Below are 18,711 nucleotides of genomic sequence, written 5' to 3'. Positions count from 1 at the left end.
AGGTCGGCCAGGCCGCCATCATGCGCCGCCCCTTGCGTCCTCCGCGCCCGCCCATTCGGCGAGGCGCGAGAGGTGGTCGTAGTCGCTGCCGGCCGGCGCGCGCTTCGGGTGCGGCCGCGCGACGAAGGCGCGGTTGCCCAGCAGGAAGCCGCCGACCAGCCCTACCAACTCGCCCACCGCCTGGTCGGCAAGCTGCTTCGCCAGCCAGCCCTCGGTCACCATCGGCCGCTCCTCGCCCGGCTTCGGCCCGCCGGACAGCTTCCAGTAGAGCAGTGCCGCGGCATCGCCCGCCGCCACGCCCTCGAAGCCGCCGGCCGCGGCGATCGCCGCTTCCAGCGTGAGCTGCGGCTTGCGGCCATCCTGCACCGCCTCCCGGCTCGGTGGCTCGCCGGTCTTGTAGTCGAGGATGCGCATGCCCGCCGGCAGGATGTCGATGCGGTCGGCATAGGCGGTGAGCAGCACCTCGCGCCCGTCGAGGCGCAACGGCAGCTCGCCCTTCACCTCGACCACGCTGCGGATCGGGCCTTCGTCGCGCCGCAGCGCGGCCTCCTGCCCGACGGCGAAGCCGCCGATGCGCTCCAGCCGCGGCGCCCAGAAGGCGGCGAGGCCGGGGCGCGGCGCGGCCTCGGCGAGCGCGGCACGCGCCGCCTCCGCCCAGATCGTCCGCGCCGCATCCTCGCCCGGCCAGGGCTGGCCGGAGAGGCGCCGCACGAAGCCGGCCATCGCGGCATGCACCAGGTTGCCGTAGTCGAGCACGCCGGCATCGGCATCGAGCGGGTCGAGCGGATAGAGCCGCAGCACGTTGCGGGCGTAGAAGGCATAGGGGTCGGCGATCAGCGTCTCGACCTGCGTCACGCTGATGCGGCCCGGCCGCTGCTCCCGCGCCGGCCGCGGTGCCGGGCGGGCGCAGGGCTCCACGCGCTCCGGCCGGTCGAGCAGCCCGGCCCAGGCGATCGCCGGGCTCTGCGGCAGGGCGAGGCCGTCCTGGCCCTGCAGGAAGGTTTCCATGCGTGTCAGCCAGCGCGCCGGGACGGTCGGGGCGCCGCCGCGCCGCGCCGCGCGCGAGAGGACGGCGACCGGCGCGCTGCAGGCGGCCAGCATGAAGTCCGCGCAGACGCGACCGATGCGCGCCTCGGGCTCCGGCAGGCCGAAGTCGCGCCGCATCGGCCGGCTCATCCAGGGGCCCGGGTCGGTCGCCAGCGGCCAGACCGTCTCGTCCAGCGCGCCGAGCACGACGCGGTCGAAGGTCAGCAGCCGGGCTTCCAGCAGGCCGAGGATCTCGACGCGGGGGTGCGCTCCGCTGTCGCGCCCCCGGGTTGCGCGCAGGCTGGGCGCCGAGGCCCCGTCCATCGCCGCATCGAACAGCGCCGGCCAGGCGGCGGCCGCGACCGGCGGCATCGCCGCCATGGCGGGCTCCAGGGAGGCGAGATGCGCGGCCAGCGCGTCGCCCTCCTCCCCGGCATAGAGGCGGAGGCCGCCCGGCATCAGGTCGGTCGCGGCCAGCGCCTCGGCCGCCGCGAGATGCGAGGCCAGCAGGTCGGCGGGTGGGCGCGCGATGCCATCGGGCAGGGAGGCGAAGTCGCCCAGCGCCGCCTCGACCGCATCGAGCAGCGCCATGACCTCGGCGAGGATCTCCGCCTCGCGCTCGCCCCGGAGGCCGGCCCGCGCCGCGGCGCGCAGGCCCGCCAGCCCCGGCGCCGGCCGCGCCCCGCGCAGCGCCGCCTTCTCCAGCTTGCGGACGGCGGAAAGCCAGCGCGGCCGCTCCCACCCCCCGGCGCAGAGTGGATGCTTGAGCGCGGCGAGCAGCGGCACCGGCGCCAGCTCGGCCGCCGCCATGCGGGCGAGCAGCCGCAGGAAGGCGCCGGCCGGCGTCTCGCCCAGCGGCTCGCCGGCCGAATCATCCGCCGTCACGCCATGCCGCGCGAGCTCGGCCGAGACGCGGCGCGCCAAGTCGCGGTCGGGGGTCACGAGCGCGACGCGCGCCTTCGGGTCCTCCAGCGCCTCGCGCAGGGTGAGCGCGATCGCCACGGCCTCGGCCTGGGCGTCGGGCGCGGTGAGCTGGGTCAGGCCTTCCAGCGCCGGTCGCCACTCGGAAGGGCGGCGGGACTGCCAGGCGGGCAGGCCCTCGGCCGGGCGCAGCGCCATTCCGAACAGCGCCGGGCGGCCCTCCGCGACGGCGAGCGGCACCGACTCGGCCGGCAGGCAGCCGGGCCAGGGCTTCACGTCCTCCTTCGTCGCGCCGAGGCGGTGCAGCAGGCGCTGCTGGCCGCAGAAGGGATGCGTCGGCGCCTCGCGGATCGCCTCCCAGACCCGCGGCTCCGTGCTGCCGGCATCCAGCCCGTGCAGCACCACGCAGCCGCGCGGCAGGTCGTTGGCGATGACGCGCAGCAGCTCCTCGGCCGCCGGGATGGTGCCGCCGACGCCGATGCCGGCGGCGACCACCGGGTCCTGCGGCGGGTCGGCCTGCCAGGCACGGGTCTGCGCCCGGAGCGCCTGGGCGCGGCGCATGCCGATATCGAGCAGCCCCTCCCGCGCCAGCCAGTCCTGCCAGGCCGCGAGCACGCCGCGCAGGAAGGCGAGGGTGATCTGCCAGTGCGCCGCATGCGTCTCCGGCACCAGCGTCTCGAGCCGCTCGAGCCAGTGGTCGTTCAGCCGCTCCGGCGGGCTCTCGGCCAGCAGGTCGAGGTCCTTCTCCTCGAGCGCGATCTCATCCAGCAGCGTCGCCAGCGCGCCGGCGAGCGACCAGGCCTGCTCCGGCGTCGCGGGCCCGCCGCGCTCCTTCGGCAGGCGGGCGATGAAGCCGGCCAGCACCGCCTGGCGCCGCAGCGGATCGACGGCGGGCGGCAGGTCGAGCAGCGCGGGCAGCGCCAGTTCGTCGGCATCCTCGGTCGAGAGGCCGGCCAGCGCCCGCATGCGCGGCAGCAGCAGCGCCCGGCCTTCCGCAGCACGGAGGAAGGCGACGCGCAGCGCGCGGGCGGAGCGGCGGGTCGGCAGCAGAATGGTGACGCGGGAGAGCCGCTCCGGCGCCTCGCCCGGCACGGCGCGCAGCACGCCGGCGGCGAGGCAATCGAGGAAGGGCAGGTGCGCCGGGATGTCGAAGAGGTTCATTGCAGCGGTGCGCCCAGGCTCCCGGCCGCCTGCGGCGGGTGCAGGCCGGGCATGCCTCTCAGCAAAGGGGTCACGCGCTCAGAACGGCGCGCGGACCAGCCCCGCCTGCATCGCGGCCTCGGCGCGGTCCAGGTCGGGCGGCGTCGAGAGATGGAACCAGACCCCGTCATGCACCAGCGCGTAGAGCCGCCCCGAGTCGATGGCGCGATCATAGAGGATGTTGAGGCTGAAAGGCCCCTCCGGCACGTCCCGCACCAGGTGCGGCGCCAGGATCTGCACGCCGGCGTAGACATAGGGGGCCAGCTCGCGCTCCCGCGGCCGGCGCACGCGGCCATAGGGGTCGAGCAGGAAGTCGCCCCGGCCGATATCGCCCTCCACCTGCGCGCCGCGGACCACCAGCAGCAGCGCGTCCATCGCCTCCGGATCGAAGACCGCGGCCATGCGCAGCAGGGCCTGGCGCGGCCCGTCCAGCCACATGCTGTCGCCGTTCACCACCGCGAAGGGACCCTCGCCCAGCAGCGGCAGGGCCTTCGCCACGCCACCGCCGGTTTCCAGCAGCACCTGTTCGCGTTGCAGCGTGACCCGCGGCGCGGCGCGGCCGGCGACCGCATCCGCCACCTGGTCGGCATGCCAGTGGGCGTTCACCACCGCCTTCTCGACGCCCGCCGCCTCCAGCCGGTCCAGCGCATGGTCGAGCAGGCTGCGGCCATGCAGCCGGAGCAGCGGCTTGGCGGTGGTCTCGGTCAGCGGGCGCATGCGCAGGCCGAGGCCGGCGGCGAGGACCATGCCATGGGTGAGCGTGATCACGCGGCGGCACTCCGGCGGCTGGTGGCGGGGGACAGGCAATCTCCTAACCCGTGAGCGGCCCGGGTGGGAACACCCCCCACCGCCGTCAGCCCGGCGCCGGGTTGCGCCGCATCTCCTCCGGCACGTGGCGGTCGAGGAAGTCGTGCAGCGGCGCGCAGGCCGGCTGTGACAGGGACCGTGCCAGCAGCGCCCAGCAGCGCGGGCCGTGCCGGAGGTATTGCGGCTTGCCGTCCCGCCGCTCCAGCCGCACCCAGAGCGCGGCGACGCGCAGGTGACGCTGCGCCCCGCAGGCCGCCATGGCGCCGAGGAAGGCGCCGCGGTCGAGTCCGGGGCGGGCGGCGAGATAGGCGGCGAGCGCCGCCCGGCGGGTGGCCGGCGCCACGTCCCGCCGCGCATCCTCGACCAGGGAGATCACGTCATAGGCGGGATGGCCCAGGGCGGCGTCCTGGAAGTCGAGGATGCCGGTGCGGCGCGCGCCCTCCCGCGACTCGAGCCGCATGAGGTTGGCCGGGAAATAGTCGCGGTGGACGAAGCCGCGCGCCTCCGAGAAGGGCGCGAGCATGGCGTGGATCGCCGCGTCCAGGTCCTGCCGGACCGACTCGGCCGGGTCGCGGCCGAAGGCGGCCGGCCACCACCAGTCGAGGAAGGTGGCCGCCGTCGCGCGGGACATCGCCGCGGCGTCCCAGGCCGGCAGGCCGGGCGGCGGCGCGGCGGCGTGCAGGGCGGCGAGCGCCTCCGCGGCCTCGGTATAGAGCGGCACCGGATCGGCGCCGGCATCGAGCAGCCCGGCATGCGTCGCCTCGCCGAAATCCTCGATCAGCAGGAAGCCCGCCCCGGCATCCTCGGCCAGGATCTCGGGCACCGAGAGGCCGGCGGCCAGCAGGTGGCGGGCCAGCGCCGCGAAGGGGCGGACGTCCTCGGGCGGCGGCGCGTCCATCAGCAGGGCCGGGCGCGGACCGCCGACGAGGCGGACATAGCGGCGGAAGCTGGCATCGGCGGGGAGCGGGTGGCGCTCGGCGGCGCCGAAGCCATGGGCGGCCAGGAAGGGGTCGGGGTATCGCATGCGGCGCCCGTCATGGACCGACGGGACGGGGATGTCAGCCGGAAAGCACGCGTCGCGCGACGCCCCCATCGGCCTGCGGCAGTTGAGGCACCGGAGTTTGGTGGATCGTAACGGATCCTGATCTACAGGACGACCCCGACGACGATACCCGCCGAAGGAATCCTCCAAGCCATGCCGCCTGATCCGTCTGCCGCGACCCGGACGTCACGTGCCGGGCTCACGATCCGCCACGCGCTGCTCGGCGCCATCCTCGCGCTGACGGTGGTGATCGCCTGCGGGCTCGGCTGGCAGGTGCGGAACGGCTGGCAGGCGCTCGCGGCGGCGCAGGCGGCGCGGCAGGCGGACGAGGCCGCCAACCGCTTCGCCGCCGGCCTGTTCGAGGTGCTGATGGAGCGCCTCGCCACCAACAACGCGCTGCAGGCGCCGGGCCCGGCGACGTCGGAGGACCTGGCGGAGATCGCCCGCCGGCGCGCCGCGGTGGCGGCGAATTTCGCACCCGGGCTGGCGGTGCTCTCGATCGAGGAATTCTACGGCCGCGAGACCCTGCTGGCCGAGCTGCGGAGCGCGCTGGAGCGGGCGGATGGCTTCCGCCGCCGGGCGGACGAGGCGATCCGCCTGCCGCGCGAGCAGCGCGACGAGGCGCTGCGGCGCGACTTCATCCCGACCATCACGGCCTCGGTCAATGCGGCGCTGAACCTCTGGTTCGCCGCCTCGCACGCCGTCGCTGCGGCCGATCCGGTGCTCGCCCGGCTCGCCGTGGTGAAGGAGCTCGGCTGGCGCGCCCGCGACACGGCCGGGTTCGAGCGTTCCAACATCGCCTCGGCGATCGCCGCCGGCCAGCCCGTCGCGGCCGACCGGGTGGCGGCGAATGCCGCCATCCGCTCCCGCGTCGACCTGATCTGGCAGCAGATCGGCGTCCTGGCGCCGGAGGCCGATCCGGCGACGCATCCGGCGCTGCGCGCGGCGGTCCGCGCGGCGCGGGGCGAGTATTTCGAGGCCTTCCGCCGCCTCGCTGACGAGATGGTGCAGAAGGGCGCGGAGGCGCCGGGCGGGCGCTACCCGATGGACAGCACCCGCTACGTCGCCACGACCACGCCGCAGCTCGGCACGCTGCTCGAGGTGATGCACGCCGCGGGGCGGGCGAGCGAGGCGCGTGCCGGGGAGATCGTGGACGGCGCGCGCACCGACCTGGCGACGGCGGCGGGCCTGCTGCTCATCGGGCTGGCGGCCGCCGGGGCGGCGGCCTGGGTGGTGGCGCGGCGCGTCCTCCGGCCGCTCGCCAACCTTGGCGCGGAGACGGCGCGGATGGCGGCAGGCGACCTGGACACGGAGGTCTCCGCGGCCGGCCGCGGCGACGAGATCGGCGCGCTGGCGGCGGCGTTGATCACGCTCCGCGACGGCGCCCGCCGCGCCCGTGCCCTGGAGGCCGAGGCAGAGGCGATGCGCGCCCGGGCCGAGGGCGAGCGCCGCTCGGCGCAGCTTGCCCTGGCGGAGGACGTTGAGCGGGCGCTCGGCGGCATCGCCGGCACGCTCGTCACCGCGGCGTCGCGGCTGGACGGGACGGTGGAGGACCTGGCCCGGGGGGCGGGCGCGACGGCGACGGAGGCGGCCCAGGCGGCGGCCGGTGCCGCCCAGGCCAGCGGCAACGTGCAGACCGTGGCGGCGGCGGCCGAGGAGATGGCGGCCAGCATCGGCGAGATCACCCGGCAGGTGGCCGAGGCGGCGGAGGTGGCCAGGCGGGCGGCGGCGGAGGCCGAGGCGACCGACGGCACCGTGCGCGCCCTCGCCGAGGGGGCGGGCCGGATCGGCGACGTGGTGCGGCTGATCGGCGACATCGCCGGCCAGACCAACCTGCTGGCGCTCAATGCGACGATCGAGGCGGCGCGCGCCGGCGAGGCCGGCAAGGGCTTTGCGGTGGTGGCGAGCGAGGTCAAGACCCTGGCCGCCCAGACCGCCAGGGCGACCGAGGAGATCGGCCGGCAGATCACCGACATGCAGGCCGCGACGGGCCAGGCGGTCGAGGCGATCCGCAGCATCGGCGGCACCGTCGCCCGATCGAGCGAGATCGCCACCACCATCGCCGCGGCGGTGGAGGAGCAGGGGGCGGCGACGCGGGAGATCGCGCGCAACGTGACCGAGGCGGCGCGGCGCACCGACGAGGTCTCGGCGGGCGTCGGCCGGGTGACCGCGAGCGTCGACGGGACGACGGCGGCGCTGCGGGAGTTCCGCAGCGGTGCCGAGGCCGTGGCGCGGCAGGGCGAGGCCCTGCGCGGCGAGCTGTCCGGGCTGGTCGCGCGGCTGCGCGGCGAGGGCGGGCGCGCGGCCTGAGGCCGGGCGCCGCGGCGCCGTCGCCCTGCGACTGTCGGGCGGCGGTGCCGGTCCGGCCAGCGGATGCGCTGGGGCCCGGGCGGCGGCCTACGCCGGTCCGCCCGACGCATCGCGCCGGCGGTCGGCCCTTCCCGGGGCGCGGCGCTCAGGCCGAGGGTCCGATGCCCGGCCCCGGCCGCCCCTCCCACCCGGACAGGGTCGCGACGCGCTCCTCCTCCCCGGCGCCATAGGCCATGCGCACCAGCAGCGCGCCGCCCGGCCGCTCGGTGCCCAGCCGCTCCGGCCATTCCACCAGCACCAGGCCGCGCCGCGCCTCCTCCCAGCCCAGCTCCGTCAGGTCGCCCGGCCCCTCCAGCCGGTAGAGGTCGAAATGATGCGCTTCCCACCCGCCCGGGAGGTCGTAGCTCTGCACCAGGGTGAAGCTGGGGGAGGGGACCTCCAGCGCCGGGTCGCCGGCGAGCGCCCGCAGCAGGGCGCGGGCGAAAGCGCTTTTGCCCGCCCCCAGCGGGCCCTCCAGCAGCACGGCATCCCCGGGCCGCAGCAGCGGCGCGATGCGGGCGGCGAGGCGCCCGGTCGCCTCCAGGTCGGGCAGCGTCACGGTGATCGGGCTGTCCATCGCTGTCCCGGACCGGCAGGGGGCTGCGGGCTTGGTCGCCGCGCGCTTCTCCTGTAGGACGCGCGGCGTCTGCGGGGAAGGCGCCGATGACGGCGGGAGTGAGCGGCATGCGCGCCTCGGGCGTGAGCGTCGAGACGGATGTGGCGGTGATCGGCGCGGGGCCCGTCGGGCTCTTCGCCGTCTTCGAATGCGGCATGCTGCGCATGCGCTGCGTGGTGGTGGACGCGCTGGACGCCATCGGCGGGCAGTGCAGCGCGCTCTATCCGGAGAAGCCGATCTTCGACATCCCCGCGCACCCGCAGATCGAGGGTGCGGCGCTGATCGAGAGGCTGGAGGCGCAGGCGGCGCCCTTCACGCCGCTCTACCTGCTCGGCCGGCGCGTCGAGCGGCTGCGGGAACTGGACGGCGAATGGGAGATCGCCACCAGCGCCGGCGACCATATCCGCGCCAAGGCGGTGATCCTGGCCGCCGGCGCCGGCGCCTTCGGCCCGAACCGCCCGCCGCTCGAGGGCCTTGCGGGCTACGAGGCCTCGGGCGCCGTGCGCTACCTGGTGGCGCGGCGGGAGGATTTCCGCGGGGCGCGCGTGGTCATCGCCGGCGGCGGCGACAGCGCGGTGGACTGGGCGCTGAGCCTCAAGGAGGTGGCGGCGAAGGTCACCGTGGTGCATCGCCGGCCGAAATTCCGCGCGGCGCCCGAGAGCGCGGCGCGGCTCGACCAGGCGGCGGCGCGCGGCGAGGTGGAGATGGCCATCCCCTACCAGTTGCACGGGCTGGAGGGAGACGGCTCGCGCCTGACGGGCGTCGTGCTCTCGACCATGAAGGGTGAGACCAGGAGCGTCCCGGCAGACCACCTGCTGCCCTTCTACGGCCTGTCCATGGAACTCGGCCCCATCGCCGACTGGGGGCTGGGGCTGGAGCGCAGCCATGTCGCGGTCAACCCGGCGACCTGCGAAACCAACCTGCCCGGCGTCCATGCCATCGGCGACATCGCGACCTATCCGGGCAAGCTGAAGCTCATCCTGCAGGGCTTCTCCGAGGCGGCGATGGCCGCGCATGCCATCCACCCCCGGGTCTTCCCGGGGGAGGCGCTGCATTTCGAGTACAGCACCAGCAAGGGCGTGCCGGCGGGCTGAGCGGCCCGGGGCGCGCCCTGTCCCGAGGTCGGCGAGGCAGGGCAGGGCGGGGTCGCGGCTCCCTCCGGCCTGCGCCGGCTGCCCTGGGTGGGCGGTTGAGGCACAGCGCCGGACCACAACCATCCCGAGACGTCGCAGGATGCGGCCGCCAAAGCAGCCCCTGGGCCCATGATCGACGAACGGACGGAAGCGGCACGCCTCGACGCGCTGCGCATGCTGGACTTGCTGGATACGCCGCCGAGCGAATCCTTTGACCGGATCACCCGCATGGCGGCGCAGCTCTTCCGGCTGCCGATCGCCGCGGTCTCGCTGACCGACTTTGACCGCCAGTGGTTCAAGTCGCGCGTCGGCGTCAGCCATACCGGCCTCCCGCGCGAGAAGGCGCCCTGCGCCCTGGTCGCCGAGAGCCGGGACTGCCTGGTGGTTCCGGACCTGCTGACGGATGCCCGTTACCATGACAGCCCGCTCGCCGGCAGCGGCGCCCGCTTCTATGCCGGCGCCCCGCTGCTGACGCGGGAGGGCTTCGGCCTCGGCGCGATGTGCGTCGTCGGGCCCGAGCCGCGCGCGGCGACGCCGGAGGAGATGGCGGCACTGGCCGATCTCGCGGCCATGGTGATGGCGCAGATCGAGCTGCAGCACGCCTTCGGCCGGGTCGATCCGCTGAGCGGCATGCCGAACCGCATCCAGTTCCTCGAGGATCTCGAGGACATGGCCCGCGACCGGCCGCCGGGCGAGCCGCGCATTGCCGTGCTGATCGACCTCGCCAGCCCGGAGCGGCTGAGCGCCGCGGTGCGGGTCATGGGCTCCGTCTATCTCGACGACATGATCCGGCTGGCTGGGCGCATCCTCCGCGCGGCGATGCCGGCGGGCTGCAAGGCCTATCATGTCGCGGCGACGCAGTTCGCCTTCGTCGCCCCGCCCGACCTCGCGGAACCGGGCTGCACCGTGGCGATGCGGCGCATGCTGGACCGGCTGGCCGAGGTCGCCAGCCCGCATCTCATGGCCGGGCTGGCCGCCGGGCTCGCGCCCTTCCGGCTGGGCGAGACCGCGCCGCGCGACGTGCTGCGGACCGCGCATGGCGCGGCGCAGGATGCCCGTGGCTCGGAGGGGCGGATCGGCATCCATTCCTCGGCCCAGGACGCGGCGCATCGGCGTCGCTTCGGCCTGCTGCAGGATTTCGCCCAGGCGCTGGAGCGGCCCGACGAGCTGCGGCTCGTCTTCCAGCCGCGCATCGACCTCGCCAGCGGTGCCTGCCGCGGTGGCGAGGCGCTGCTGCGCTGGCGGCACCCGGCCCTCGGCGAGGTCTCGCCGGGCGAGTTCATGCCGCTGGTCGAGCAGACCTCGATGGCCCGGCCGGCGACCGCCTGGGTGCTGGAGGCGGCGATGCGGCAGCTCGCGGCCTGGCGGGAGGCCGGGCTCGACCTGCAGCTCTCGGTGAACGTCTCCGCCGCCAACCTGGCCGAGCGCGACCTGCCGGGCCGCGTGCTGGATGGCTTGCGGCGGCACCGCCTGTCCCCCGACTGCCTGGAGCTCGAGGTGACGGAGAGCACGGTGATGGAGGATGCCGGGCAGGCCCTCGCGGTGCTGGAAGCCCTCGCCGGCGCCGGGATCCGCCTGGCGATCGACGATTTCGGCACGGGCCACAGCAGCCTCTCCTACCTGCAGCGCCTGCCGGCGCAGGTGGTGAAGATCGACCAGTCCTTCATGCGCGGGCTGATGTCCGACGATCGCAAGCAGGCGCTGGTCTCCACCATGATCCTGCTGTCGCACGACCTCGGCTACGAGGTGGTGGCGGAAGGCGTGGAGGATGCCGAGGTGCGGGACTTCCTGGTGGCCGCGTCCTGCAACGAGGCGCAGGGCTATCTCTTCGCGCGTCCCATGGCGGCCGGGGATTTCCTGGCCTGGCGGCAGGCGCATGCGGATGGCGAGGCGGACCGGCACCGCCAGGCCAGGCAGCCGCGGCTTGCCGTCCCCGGCGAACGGCGCCCGGGCCGAGCCGTCCAGGCCGGCTCGCCCGTCGGCTGATCCGCCCGGGACGAAAGCCGGCGCGGCTTTCGCCCCGACGGTGCCGGCGCCTGGTCGGGCGCCGTCACCGGCCGGGTGACCCGGCAGGACGCATCGGGCGGCGCATCGGCGCGCCCGTGGCCGACGGTCAGTTGCGGGGGCCGGCCGGCATGCCGTCGGGCGACGGGCCGCGGGCGGGCGCTGCGGCGGGGCTCGCCCGCGCGAGCGCCTCGCCGATGCCGTGCCAGAAGGCGCTGAACAGGCCGGTGCAGGCCTGCGCGCCCTGCATCAGTTCCTCCTTGTCCTCGCCGTTGTGGAGCAGGCGCTGCAGGGCGATCTGCATCAGGCGGATATGGTCCTTCTCCTCCACTTCGTGGACCCGGAAGAATTCGAGGTTCCTCTCGTCGAGGCGCATGGCGTGGAAGCCCCGCGAGAGGCTCTCGAGCATGTTGTCGGCCTGGAATTCCAGCGCGTACTGCGCGCCGAGCGCCCTGGACAGCGGCGCCTCGGCGTAGAGGGCCTGCAACCCGCGCAGGAAGTCCCGGGTCGAGGGAAGCCGGCCCTGCGGCCGTTCGGCGAGGGCGCGCGTCACCTCCTGCGCGTCGAGGCAGCTCGCGAGCAGCCGCACGAACAGCCTGGCATGCGCGTTCTCCGGGTTCCCCGAGCCGAGTTCCGAGTGGAGGATCTCGACGAGCAGGGCGCGCATGCCGTCGTCGTCGACCCGGGCGCACAAGGCGGACAGCATCTTCGGGAAGGCCGCGGTGAAGGCCAGATACTCGAAGCCGATGACGCGGGCGTCCTCGCAGGACCAGGGGCCGCGGCGCGACCGCTCGAACACCGGATTGGACCAGGCCCGGCTTCTCGCAATCTTCTCGTTGATGGCGGACATGATGAGCGACGTCGTCATGCGATATCCTCCCACGCCGCCCAGGCGATGGGGTGCGCCTAGGCGGCAGCCTCGGCGCGCCAGGCGCCCGAGAACCTGTTCTGGAACAGCGCCGGCTCGGCCGGCATGGCCCGGACGATCTCGATGTCCGTCTGAAAATGCCCCATGGCATTGAGGCATTCCGACGATTCCGAGTAGATGTACTCGAGCGACTTGTTGACGTTCGGCAGCCGGCGCGAGGCGATGTGCTGCACCGCGACCGAGGCATTGCGCAGGCATTGCTCCATCAGGGCCTGCCAGTCCTGCGCCTGCTGGAGGTCGCCGTACTCGACCTCGAGGCGGCGGGGCTGGCCGAAGCCGACAATCTCCTGCGAGAGCCGCATCGCGATGATGAAGGCGACGCAGAAGTTGTAGATGGCGGAGACGGTGGGATCGGTCTCGGTCCGCCGGATGCGCTCGTAGCGGTCGAAGGCCACGTCCAACGCCTCCCAGAGAAGGTCGTGGTTGTCCCGGCTGCCCTTCCGGGTCCCGTCGAGCCAGAGCGCCTTCGCGGTGTAGAAGGCGATGGAGCCGTCGGCGAACCGGCCGCCATAGACGCCGCGGTCTCCGGCCGCGCCCAGGCGGATCTCCTGCCCGAGTGCCCGCCAGCCATAGATGCGCCCGAAATGCTCGCGCAGCGACGTCACGGCCTCGGCCAGCAGTTGCGGGCGCGCCGAGGGGCTGCTGAGGATCTCCTGGATATTGATGATGGCTGCGGCGAGATCGACGATCACGATCCATTCGTTGCCGGCCTGCGAGGTGCCGGCGGCGAGACCCGCGCGGAGTTCGTCCACCACGGACCGCGCCTCGGCGAAGCGCCGCATCTGGCGGTAGGCCTGGATCCGCCGCAGCTTGATGTTCCTCTGCACCACGATATCGGGCGCGAAGATCTCCTGCGCGTCGCTGAGCAGGCCGAGGACTGAGGCGGGCCCGTCCTCGACATTGTCTCGCGCGAGCGGGTCGAGCGCGAGACGCTGGATCGCGGTGCCATAGGCCAGCCACCCCAGGAGTTCCTGCGGGACGTTCTCGGCCGAGGTGAGCTTGCTGCGCAGATCGGCCTTCAGCACGTAGGACAGGTTCTTCAGCAGGCTGATCGGGATCTGCTGCGTCAGGGAGATCGAGGGCAGCGACTCGAGCGTGAAGATGGTGAGCGCGACGGCGCGCTCCGACGCGATCTTCTGCGTCTCCTCGAGGACCGTCTGCAGCTCGGCCAGGTGTTGGCGTTCGGCCTGGATTTCCTGCTGCGTCCGGTTGATTTCCTGCAGCTTGTCGCCGAGCTCCTTCGCCAGGTAGTTCTTGATGATCCGCTCGACCTCGGCGGTGATGAAGCGGGAGATCCCGAAACCGGAAGCGATCAGGCCGAGGATGGCACCGCCGACCGTCAGGTACAGCCGCATCTCGTCAGGGGTCATGAAATTGGCTCTGTAGAATCGAACACGATCGAAAATAATGCGCTGAAAAAGGCTCTGCCGAACGCTACGTGGGCGGCCGCAGCACCGTCCAGAGCGCCGTCACAGGCTCGCCGGCACGTGAAGGGAAGCGCGGGCGGGGAGGGGAAGACTGTCGGCGGCCACGCGATGCCGTGTCACTGGGAACGGACCGCCGCGGAGCGGCAACGCCCGGAGGCGTGCGCCTACTCCGGACAACAAAGGCTTCTGGACAACAAGGTCCCGCACATGCGGAGGGAGACGCCGACGGGCCTGCGGGGAGCCCGTCCGGACCGCCTATCTCCGCTACTGGTGGGTCAGGGCGGGGTCGGGGCCGGCGGGCCCGCCTCGCCACTGCCTGCCGCGGCACCTGCCGAAGCCCCTCCGGCCATCTGGGCAGGGTCTCACCCTTCGGGCCGCAGGTCGCGCGGCCCGAGCCCTTGAGATGGATGCCTGCCCGGCACCCCGTCGCGGCGCAAACCCGGAGGGGTTTGCTCAGGCCTCCATGCCGCCATGCTTCTGCAGCAGGCCGTGCATCCGCTCGCGGTCGGCGCGCGGAACCTCCAGCCGCATCGTCACACGGTCGTCGTCGAGGTCGATCGTCGCGCTGCGGCGGTCGATCGGCCCCTCGCGGACCGCGGCCTCCAGCGCCAGCTTGGCGGTCTCGCTGTCGGGGAAGCGGAGCGAGAGCGTGACGCCGTCGTCGCAGGGCGCGGGCTTCGATCCCTGCTCGTGCAGCATCGCCGCCGGCGGGACGGCGCGCGAGCCCTGCGCGGCGGTGTGGGAGACCGGGTCGCTCGCGGGAAATGTCCCTTCGACCGCGCTCTCCACATTGCTGTCGGACGTATTCTCCGGACGCTCCGTACCGGAACGGTTCTGGGTCTTGGTGGCCATGATGGAGGTGTCCCTCTCCGCGTGGCCTTTCGAACGCGGCCCGGGGCGGCCGGTTCGTCCGCACCGTTCCGCTCCCGGCGATGGCATGGGCATTCCCCTGGGCACGAACCGCGGGCGGCCTGCTCAGGCCGCCATCCCCTCCAGCGGCCAGCGCGGCCGCGGCGCGTGGCCGAGTTCGTCCGTGGGGCCGAGGCGCAGCCGCTCGATCCCCGCCCAGGCCACCATGACGGCATTGTCGGTGCAGAGCCGCACCGGCGGCGCCACCAGCGGCAGGCCCCGCTTCGCCGCGGCGCCCGAGAGCGCCGCCCGCACCGCCCCGTTCGCCGCGACGCCGCCGGCAACGACCATCGCCGTCGCCTCAGGCACCATGGCCAGCGCATGCGCGGCGCGGTCGGCCAGAACCGCCGCGACCGCCGCCTGGAAGCCGGCGGCGATATCGGCCCTGGCCTGCTCCGTCGCCGCGCCGCGCGCGACCGCATGCGCCACGGCGGTCTTCAGGCCCGACCAGGAGAAATCGCAGCCCGGCCGGCCCAGCAGCGGCCGGGGCAGGGGCACCTTCGCGGGATCGCCCTGCCGCGCCAGCCGCTCCAGCGCCGGTCCGCCCGGCCAGGGCAGGCCCAGCAGCTTTGCCGCCTTGTCGAAGGCCTCCCCCACCGCATCGTCGAGCGTCGTCCCGAGCCGCCGGTAGCGCCCCACCCCTTCGACCGCCACGCACTGGCAATGCCCGCCCGAGAGCAGCAGCAGCAGGTAGGGGAAGCGGACGGCCCCCTCCACGATCCCCGGCAGGGTGGCGGTCAGGGCATGCGCCTCCAGGTGGTTCACCGCGACGAAGGGCAGGCCATGCGCGAGCGCGATGCCCTTGCCGAGGGTCGCGCCCACGATCAGCCCGCCGATCAGCCCGGGGCCGGAGGTGGCGGCGACGCCCGCGAGGTCGCCGTAGCCGAGCCCCGCCTTCGCCATGACCTGCGCGACCAGCCGCGGCAGGTGCTCCAGATGCGCGCGCGCCGCGATCTCCGGCACCACGCCGCCATAGGGGCTGTGCTCCTGCTCCTGGCTCAGCACCGCCTCGGCAAGGATGGTGCCGTCGGCGCGGAGCACGGCCGCCGCGGTCTCGTCGCAGCTCGATTCCAGCCCCAGCACCGCCGCCCGATCGTCCATCCGGCCTTTCCTCCCACCTTCCTCTGGGTCCGTCCGGGTTCTATGACGGGCGGATGTCGCCCGGCCAGACACAAGCCGCCGTCCCGCGCCACGGGCGCGCCCTGCCGCTCCGGGTCGGGACCCGGGGCTCGCCGCTCGCGCTCTGGCAGACGCGGCATTTCCTGGCGATCGTCACCGCGCTCTGCCCGGTCCTGCGCGTCGCGCAGGCCTTCGAGGAGCACGTGATCGCCACCTCCGGCGACCGTATCCAGGACCGGCGCCTCGCCGATATCGGCGGCAAGGGCCTCTTCGCCAAGGAGATCCACGAGGCGCTGCTGGACGGCCGCGTCGATTTCGCGGTGCACAGCCTGAAGGACCTCGAGACCGAGCTGCCCTCCGGCATCGTCCTCGCCTGCACCCTGAAGCGGGAGGATGCGCGCGACGCCATCATCCTGGGTGCCGGTTGCGGGGCGCCGGACCCGGCCAATCCCTTCGCCTGCCTGCCTTCGGGCGCGCTCATCGGCACCGCCTCGGTCCGGCGGCAGAGCCAGATCCTGCATGCCCGGCCGGACCTGCGCTGCGCGGTCATCCGCGGCAATGTCCAGACCCGGCTGTCGCGCGTCCGCGCCAACGAGTTCGCGGCCAGCCTGCTGGCCCTGGCCGGGCTGAAGCGCCTCGGGCTCGAGGCCGAGGCGGCCGTGGTGCTCGATGCCGAGGCCATGGTCCCCGCCGCCGGCCAGGGCATCGTCGGCATCACCGTCCGCGCGGCGGACGAGGAACTGCGGGAGCTGCTCTCGGCCATCGAGGACCGCGAGGCGGCGGCGGTCAGCCGGGCGGAGCGCGCCTTTCTCGGGGCGCTGGACGGCTCCTGCCGCACCCCGATCGGCGGCCATGCCCGCCTGCTGCCGAATGGCGAGCTGCATCTGACCGGCCTCGTCGCCCGGCCGGACGGCAGCTTCCTGCTCAAGCGCGCCGCGACCGGCCCGGCGAAGGAGGCCGCGCGGCTCGGCGCCGAGCTTGGCCGCAGCCTCCGCGCCGACAGCCCGGCGGACCTCTTCGCCTGACGCCCGCCCCGCCCGGCGTCCTGGTCACCCGGCCGGAGCCGGGCGCGGCGGAGACGGCGCGCCGCCTCGCCGCCCTCGGCTGGCGGCCGGTCCTCGCCCCGGCCCTGGTGCTGGCGCCGCGGCCCTTCGCCATGCCGGCGGCCCAGGCCCTGCTGCTGACCAGTCGCGCCGCCGCCCGGAGCCTGCCGCCGACCGATATCCCCGTGCTGGCAGTGGGGGAGGCGACCGCGGCCGAGGCCCGCGCCCGCGGCTTCGCGCGGGTCGAGGCCGCCGCCGGCGATGCCGCGGCACTGGCCGAGCAGGCGGCCCGCAGCCTCGACCCCCGGGCCGGGCCGTTGCTGCTGGCCGTCGGGGAGGGCTACGGCGCCGGTCTCGCCGCCGACCTGCGGGCCCGCGGCTTCCGCGTGATCCGCCGCATCGCCTATGCCGCCCGGCCGGCCGAGGCGCTGCCGGCCGAGGCGGTCGCGGAGCTGCAACATCAAGGTCGGGTCGTTGCCGTCCTGTTCTTCTCGCCGCGCTCGGCGCAGTGTGCGATGTCACTTCTGAAAGCTTCCGGACTCGGTGCAACCGTGGCGGGAATGGAGGCGTTGGCGATCAGCCCGAGGGTCGCCGAGGCGGCCACCCGGGCGCTCGCACCCCTGGCTTGGCGCGCGGTGCGGGTCGCCGACCGGCCCGACCAGGACGCATTGTTGGCTTTGCTCGGTCCCAGGTAGGCTGCACGCATGAGCGAGACATCCAAGGACACAACCGGGGCTGCCCCGCCGGCGCCCCGCAACTCCCCGCTGGACCCGCCCGCGCCGCGCCGCCTGGATCCGGCCGCCGTCACGATCGGCATCGGCGGGGTGGTGCTGCTGCTGGCGGTGTGGTGGCTGCTGAATACCCCGCGCGCCACCAATGATGCCGCGGTCGATCCGGCGCGGGTCTCGCAACTGGAGCAGCGGCTGGCGAGCCTCGAGGGCGTGCGCGGCGAGGTCGGCACCCTGACCGGCCGGCTCAATGCGCTCTCGGGCGTCGAGCCCCGCATGCAGGCGCTGGAGAACCGCCCGGCGCCGGCCATCCCGGACATCCGCCCCGTCGAGTCGCAGCTCAACAGCCTGAACGAGCGCAGCGCCGCCAATGACCGCCGCATCGCGGCGCTGGAGGGGCGGCCGGCCCTCGACCCCACGGCCTTCGTCCCGCGGGGATCGCTGGAATCCCTGACCGGGCGGCTCGACCAGCTCGATGCCGCGGTGACGAAGCGGCTGCAGGAGGCGACGGCGGCCGACCAGCAGCGCGAGCAGGCGGCGGCCCAGACCATGGAACGCCGGCTGCAGGAGCTGGCCCAGGCCATGGACCGCCGGCTGCAGGAATTCGCCCGGGCCGATGAGCAGCAGGAGCAGGCCGCGGCGCAGGTGGTGGAGCGGACGCTGCAGGAGTTCGCCCGCGCCGTCGAGCAGCGCGACCAGGCCATGACCCGCCGGCTGCAGGAGCTGACCCAGGCCGACGAGCAGCGCGAGCAGGCTGCGGCCCAGGCGGTGGACCGCAAGCTGGCGGAGGCCGCCCGCACCGACGAGCAGCGCGAGCAGGCCGCCCGCCAGGCGGTCGACCGTGCCCTGCAGGATGCCGTCCGCGCCGATGAGCAGCGCGAGCAGCAGGCGGCGCAGCGGCTCGCCGCGCTCGAGGCGCAGGTCAACCAGAAGCTCGCTGCCCTCGACCAGGCGCAGCAGGCGCTGCGCGCCGGGATCGCCCGCAATGCGCGCCTCACGGCGCTCGACCGGGTGCGCGCGGCGCTCGCGGCCGGCCAGCCGCTCGGCGAGGGCCTCGGCGGCATCGACCAGCCGCCGGCCGCGCTCACGCGCTTCGCGCAATCGGCGCCGCCGACGCTGGCCGCGCTGCAGCAGGGCTTCGAGGATGCGGCGCGCGCGGCGCGCGACGCGGCGGTGCCGGCCGCGCAGGGCGGCAAGGCGGACCCGGTGGACAGCGCGCTGGCGCGCGTCGGGTCCTTGTTGACGGTGCGGCGTGGCGACCAGGTGCTCTGGGGGGACTCGATCGAGCCGGACCTGGAACGCGCGCGCCGCGCCCTGGAGACGGGGGACCTGGAGATGAGCCTGCAGCATGTCGGGAAGCTGCCGCCCTCGGCACAGACGGCGATGGCGCCCTGGGTGGACCAGGTGAAGGCGGTGATCGCGGCCCGTGCCGCGCTGCGCCAGATGGCGGCGGGCTGAG

At 74.6% G+C, this 18,711-nt stretch carries 14 protein-coding genes; 6 read left to right on the top strand and 8 right to left on the bottom strand.

The annotated features are described in order from the left end of the window. Nucleotides 1-18 precede the first annotated feature (18 nt). From addB to Q7A36_RS06790, 3 genes are all read right to left on the bottom strand, one after another. The gene (gene addB / locus Q7A36_RS06800; RefSeq protein ID WP_305102912.1) at nt 19-3,108 is read right to left on the bottom strand and encodes a double-strand break repair protein AddB; all 3,090 of its coding nucleotides are present in this window, start codon (nt 3,106-3,108) and stop codon (nt 19-21) included. A 78-nt stretch (nt 3,109-3,186) separates the two neighbouring features. Further along, nucleotides 3,187-3,915 carry a nucleotidyltransferase family protein gene (locus Q7A36_RS06795; protein WP_305102911.1) on the bottom strand — a complete coding sequence of 243 codons (729 nt, stop codon included), beginning with the start codon at nt 3,913-3,915 and terminating at the stop codon, nt 3,187-3,189. Between the two features lie 85 nt (nt 3,916-4,000). Then, complete coding sequence (locus tag Q7A36_RS06790) at nt 4,001-4,978, bottom strand: aminoglycoside phosphotransferase family protein (RefSeq protein ID WP_305102910.1); 978 nt, start codon at nt 4,976-4,978, stop codon at nt 4,001-4,003. Between the two features lie 171 nt (nt 4,979-5,149). Between Q7A36_RS06790 and Q7A36_RS06785 the strand changes: the two genes are divergently transcribed. After that, nucleotides 5,150-7,306, top strand: coding sequence for a methyl-accepting chemotaxis protein (locus Q7A36_RS06785; protein ID WP_305102909.1), 2,157 nt, complete (start codon nt 5,150-5,152; stop codon nt 7,304-7,306). 145 nt (nt 7,307-7,451) lie between these two features. Here the strand turns inward: Q7A36_RS06785 and tsaE are convergent, their stop codons facing one another. Continuing rightward, nucleotides 7,452-7,922: a tRNA (adenosine(37)-N6)-threonylcarbamoyltransferase complex ATPase subunit type 1 TsaE gene (gene tsaE, locus Q7A36_RS06780; protein WP_305102908.1), complete on the bottom strand. Its 471-nt coding sequence runs from the start codon at nt 7,920-7,922 to the stop codon at nt 7,452-7,454. 86 nt (nt 7,923-8,008) lie between these two features. Between tsaE and Q7A36_RS06775 the strand changes: the two genes are divergently transcribed. Next, entirely contained in the window at nt 8,009-9,055 is a 1,047-nt protein-coding gene (locus Q7A36_RS06775; RefSeq protein ID WP_305102907.1) for an NAD(P)/FAD-dependent oxidoreductase, read from the top strand. Between the two features lie 168 nt (nt 9,056-9,223). Then, nucleotides 9,224-11,080: a putative bifunctional diguanylate cyclase/phosphodiesterase gene (locus Q7A36_RS06770; RefSeq protein ID WP_305102906.1), complete on the top strand. Its 1,857-nt coding sequence runs from the start codon at nt 9,224-9,226 to the stop codon at nt 11,078-11,080. Between the two features lie 127 nt (nt 11,081-11,207). On the opposite strand, the gene Q7A36_RS06765 is transcribed toward Q7A36_RS06770, so the two are convergent. From Q7A36_RS06765 to tsaD, 4 genes are all read right to left on the bottom strand, one after another. After that, nucleotides 11,208-11,966, bottom strand: coding sequence for an iron-containing redox enzyme family protein (locus Q7A36_RS06765; protein ID WP_305102905.1), 759 nt, complete (start codon nt 11,964-11,966; stop codon nt 11,208-11,210). A gap of 38 nt (nt 11,967-12,004) precedes the next feature. After that, on the bottom strand, nt 12,005-13,396 hold the full coding sequence (locus Q7A36_RS06760; protein ID WP_305102904.1) for a hypothetical protein: 1,392 nt from the start codon (nt 13,394-13,396) through the stop codon (nt 12,005-12,007). A 510-nt stretch (nt 13,397-13,906) separates the two neighbouring features. Continuing rightward, nucleotides 13,907-14,305 (bottom strand): hypothetical protein, encoded by a 399-nt coding sequence (locus Q7A36_RS06755; RefSeq protein ID WP_305102903.1) that lies wholly within the window; start codon nt 14,303-14,305, stop codon nt 13,907-13,909. A gap of 123 nt (nt 14,306-14,428) precedes the next feature. Beyond that, nucleotides 14,429-15,463, bottom strand: coding sequence for a tRNA (adenosine(37)-N6)-threonylcarbamoyltransferase complex transferase subunit TsaD (gene tsaD / locus Q7A36_RS06750; RefSeq protein WP_305102902.1), 1,035 nt, complete (start codon nt 15,461-15,463; stop codon nt 14,429-14,431). A 53-nt stretch (nt 15,464-15,516) separates the two neighbouring features. Between tsaD and hemC the strand changes: the two genes are divergently transcribed. The 3 genes from hemC to Q7A36_RS06735 are packed head-to-tail and all read left to right on the top strand — an operon-like array spanning nt 15,517 to nt 18,710. Beyond that, a complete protein-coding gene (gene hemC, locus Q7A36_RS06745; RefSeq protein ID WP_305102901.1) occupies nt 15,517-16,506 on the top strand; it encodes a hydroxymethylbilane synthase in 990 nt (329 codons plus the stop codon). Further along, entirely contained in the window at nt 16,503-17,219 is a 717-nt protein-coding gene (locus Q7A36_RS06740; protein WP_305103074.1) for a uroporphyrinogen-III synthase, read from the top strand. Before hemC ends, Q7A36_RS06740 begins: the two co-directional genes overlap by 4 nt. 9 nt (nt 17,220-17,228) lie before the next feature. After that, nucleotides 17,229-18,710, top strand: coding sequence for a hypothetical protein (locus tag Q7A36_RS06735; RefSeq protein WP_305102900.1), 1,482 nt, complete (start codon nt 17,229-17,231; stop codon nt 18,708-18,710). Nucleotide 18,711 lies beyond the last annotated feature (1 nt).

The organism is Paracraurococcus lichenis, from assembly GCF_030657435.1.
GTDB lineage: Bacteria > Pseudomonadota > Alphaproteobacteria > Acetobacterales > Acetobacteraceae > Paracraurococcus > Paracraurococcus lichenis.
This window is presented reverse-complemented; position numbering and strand designations above follow the sequence as displayed.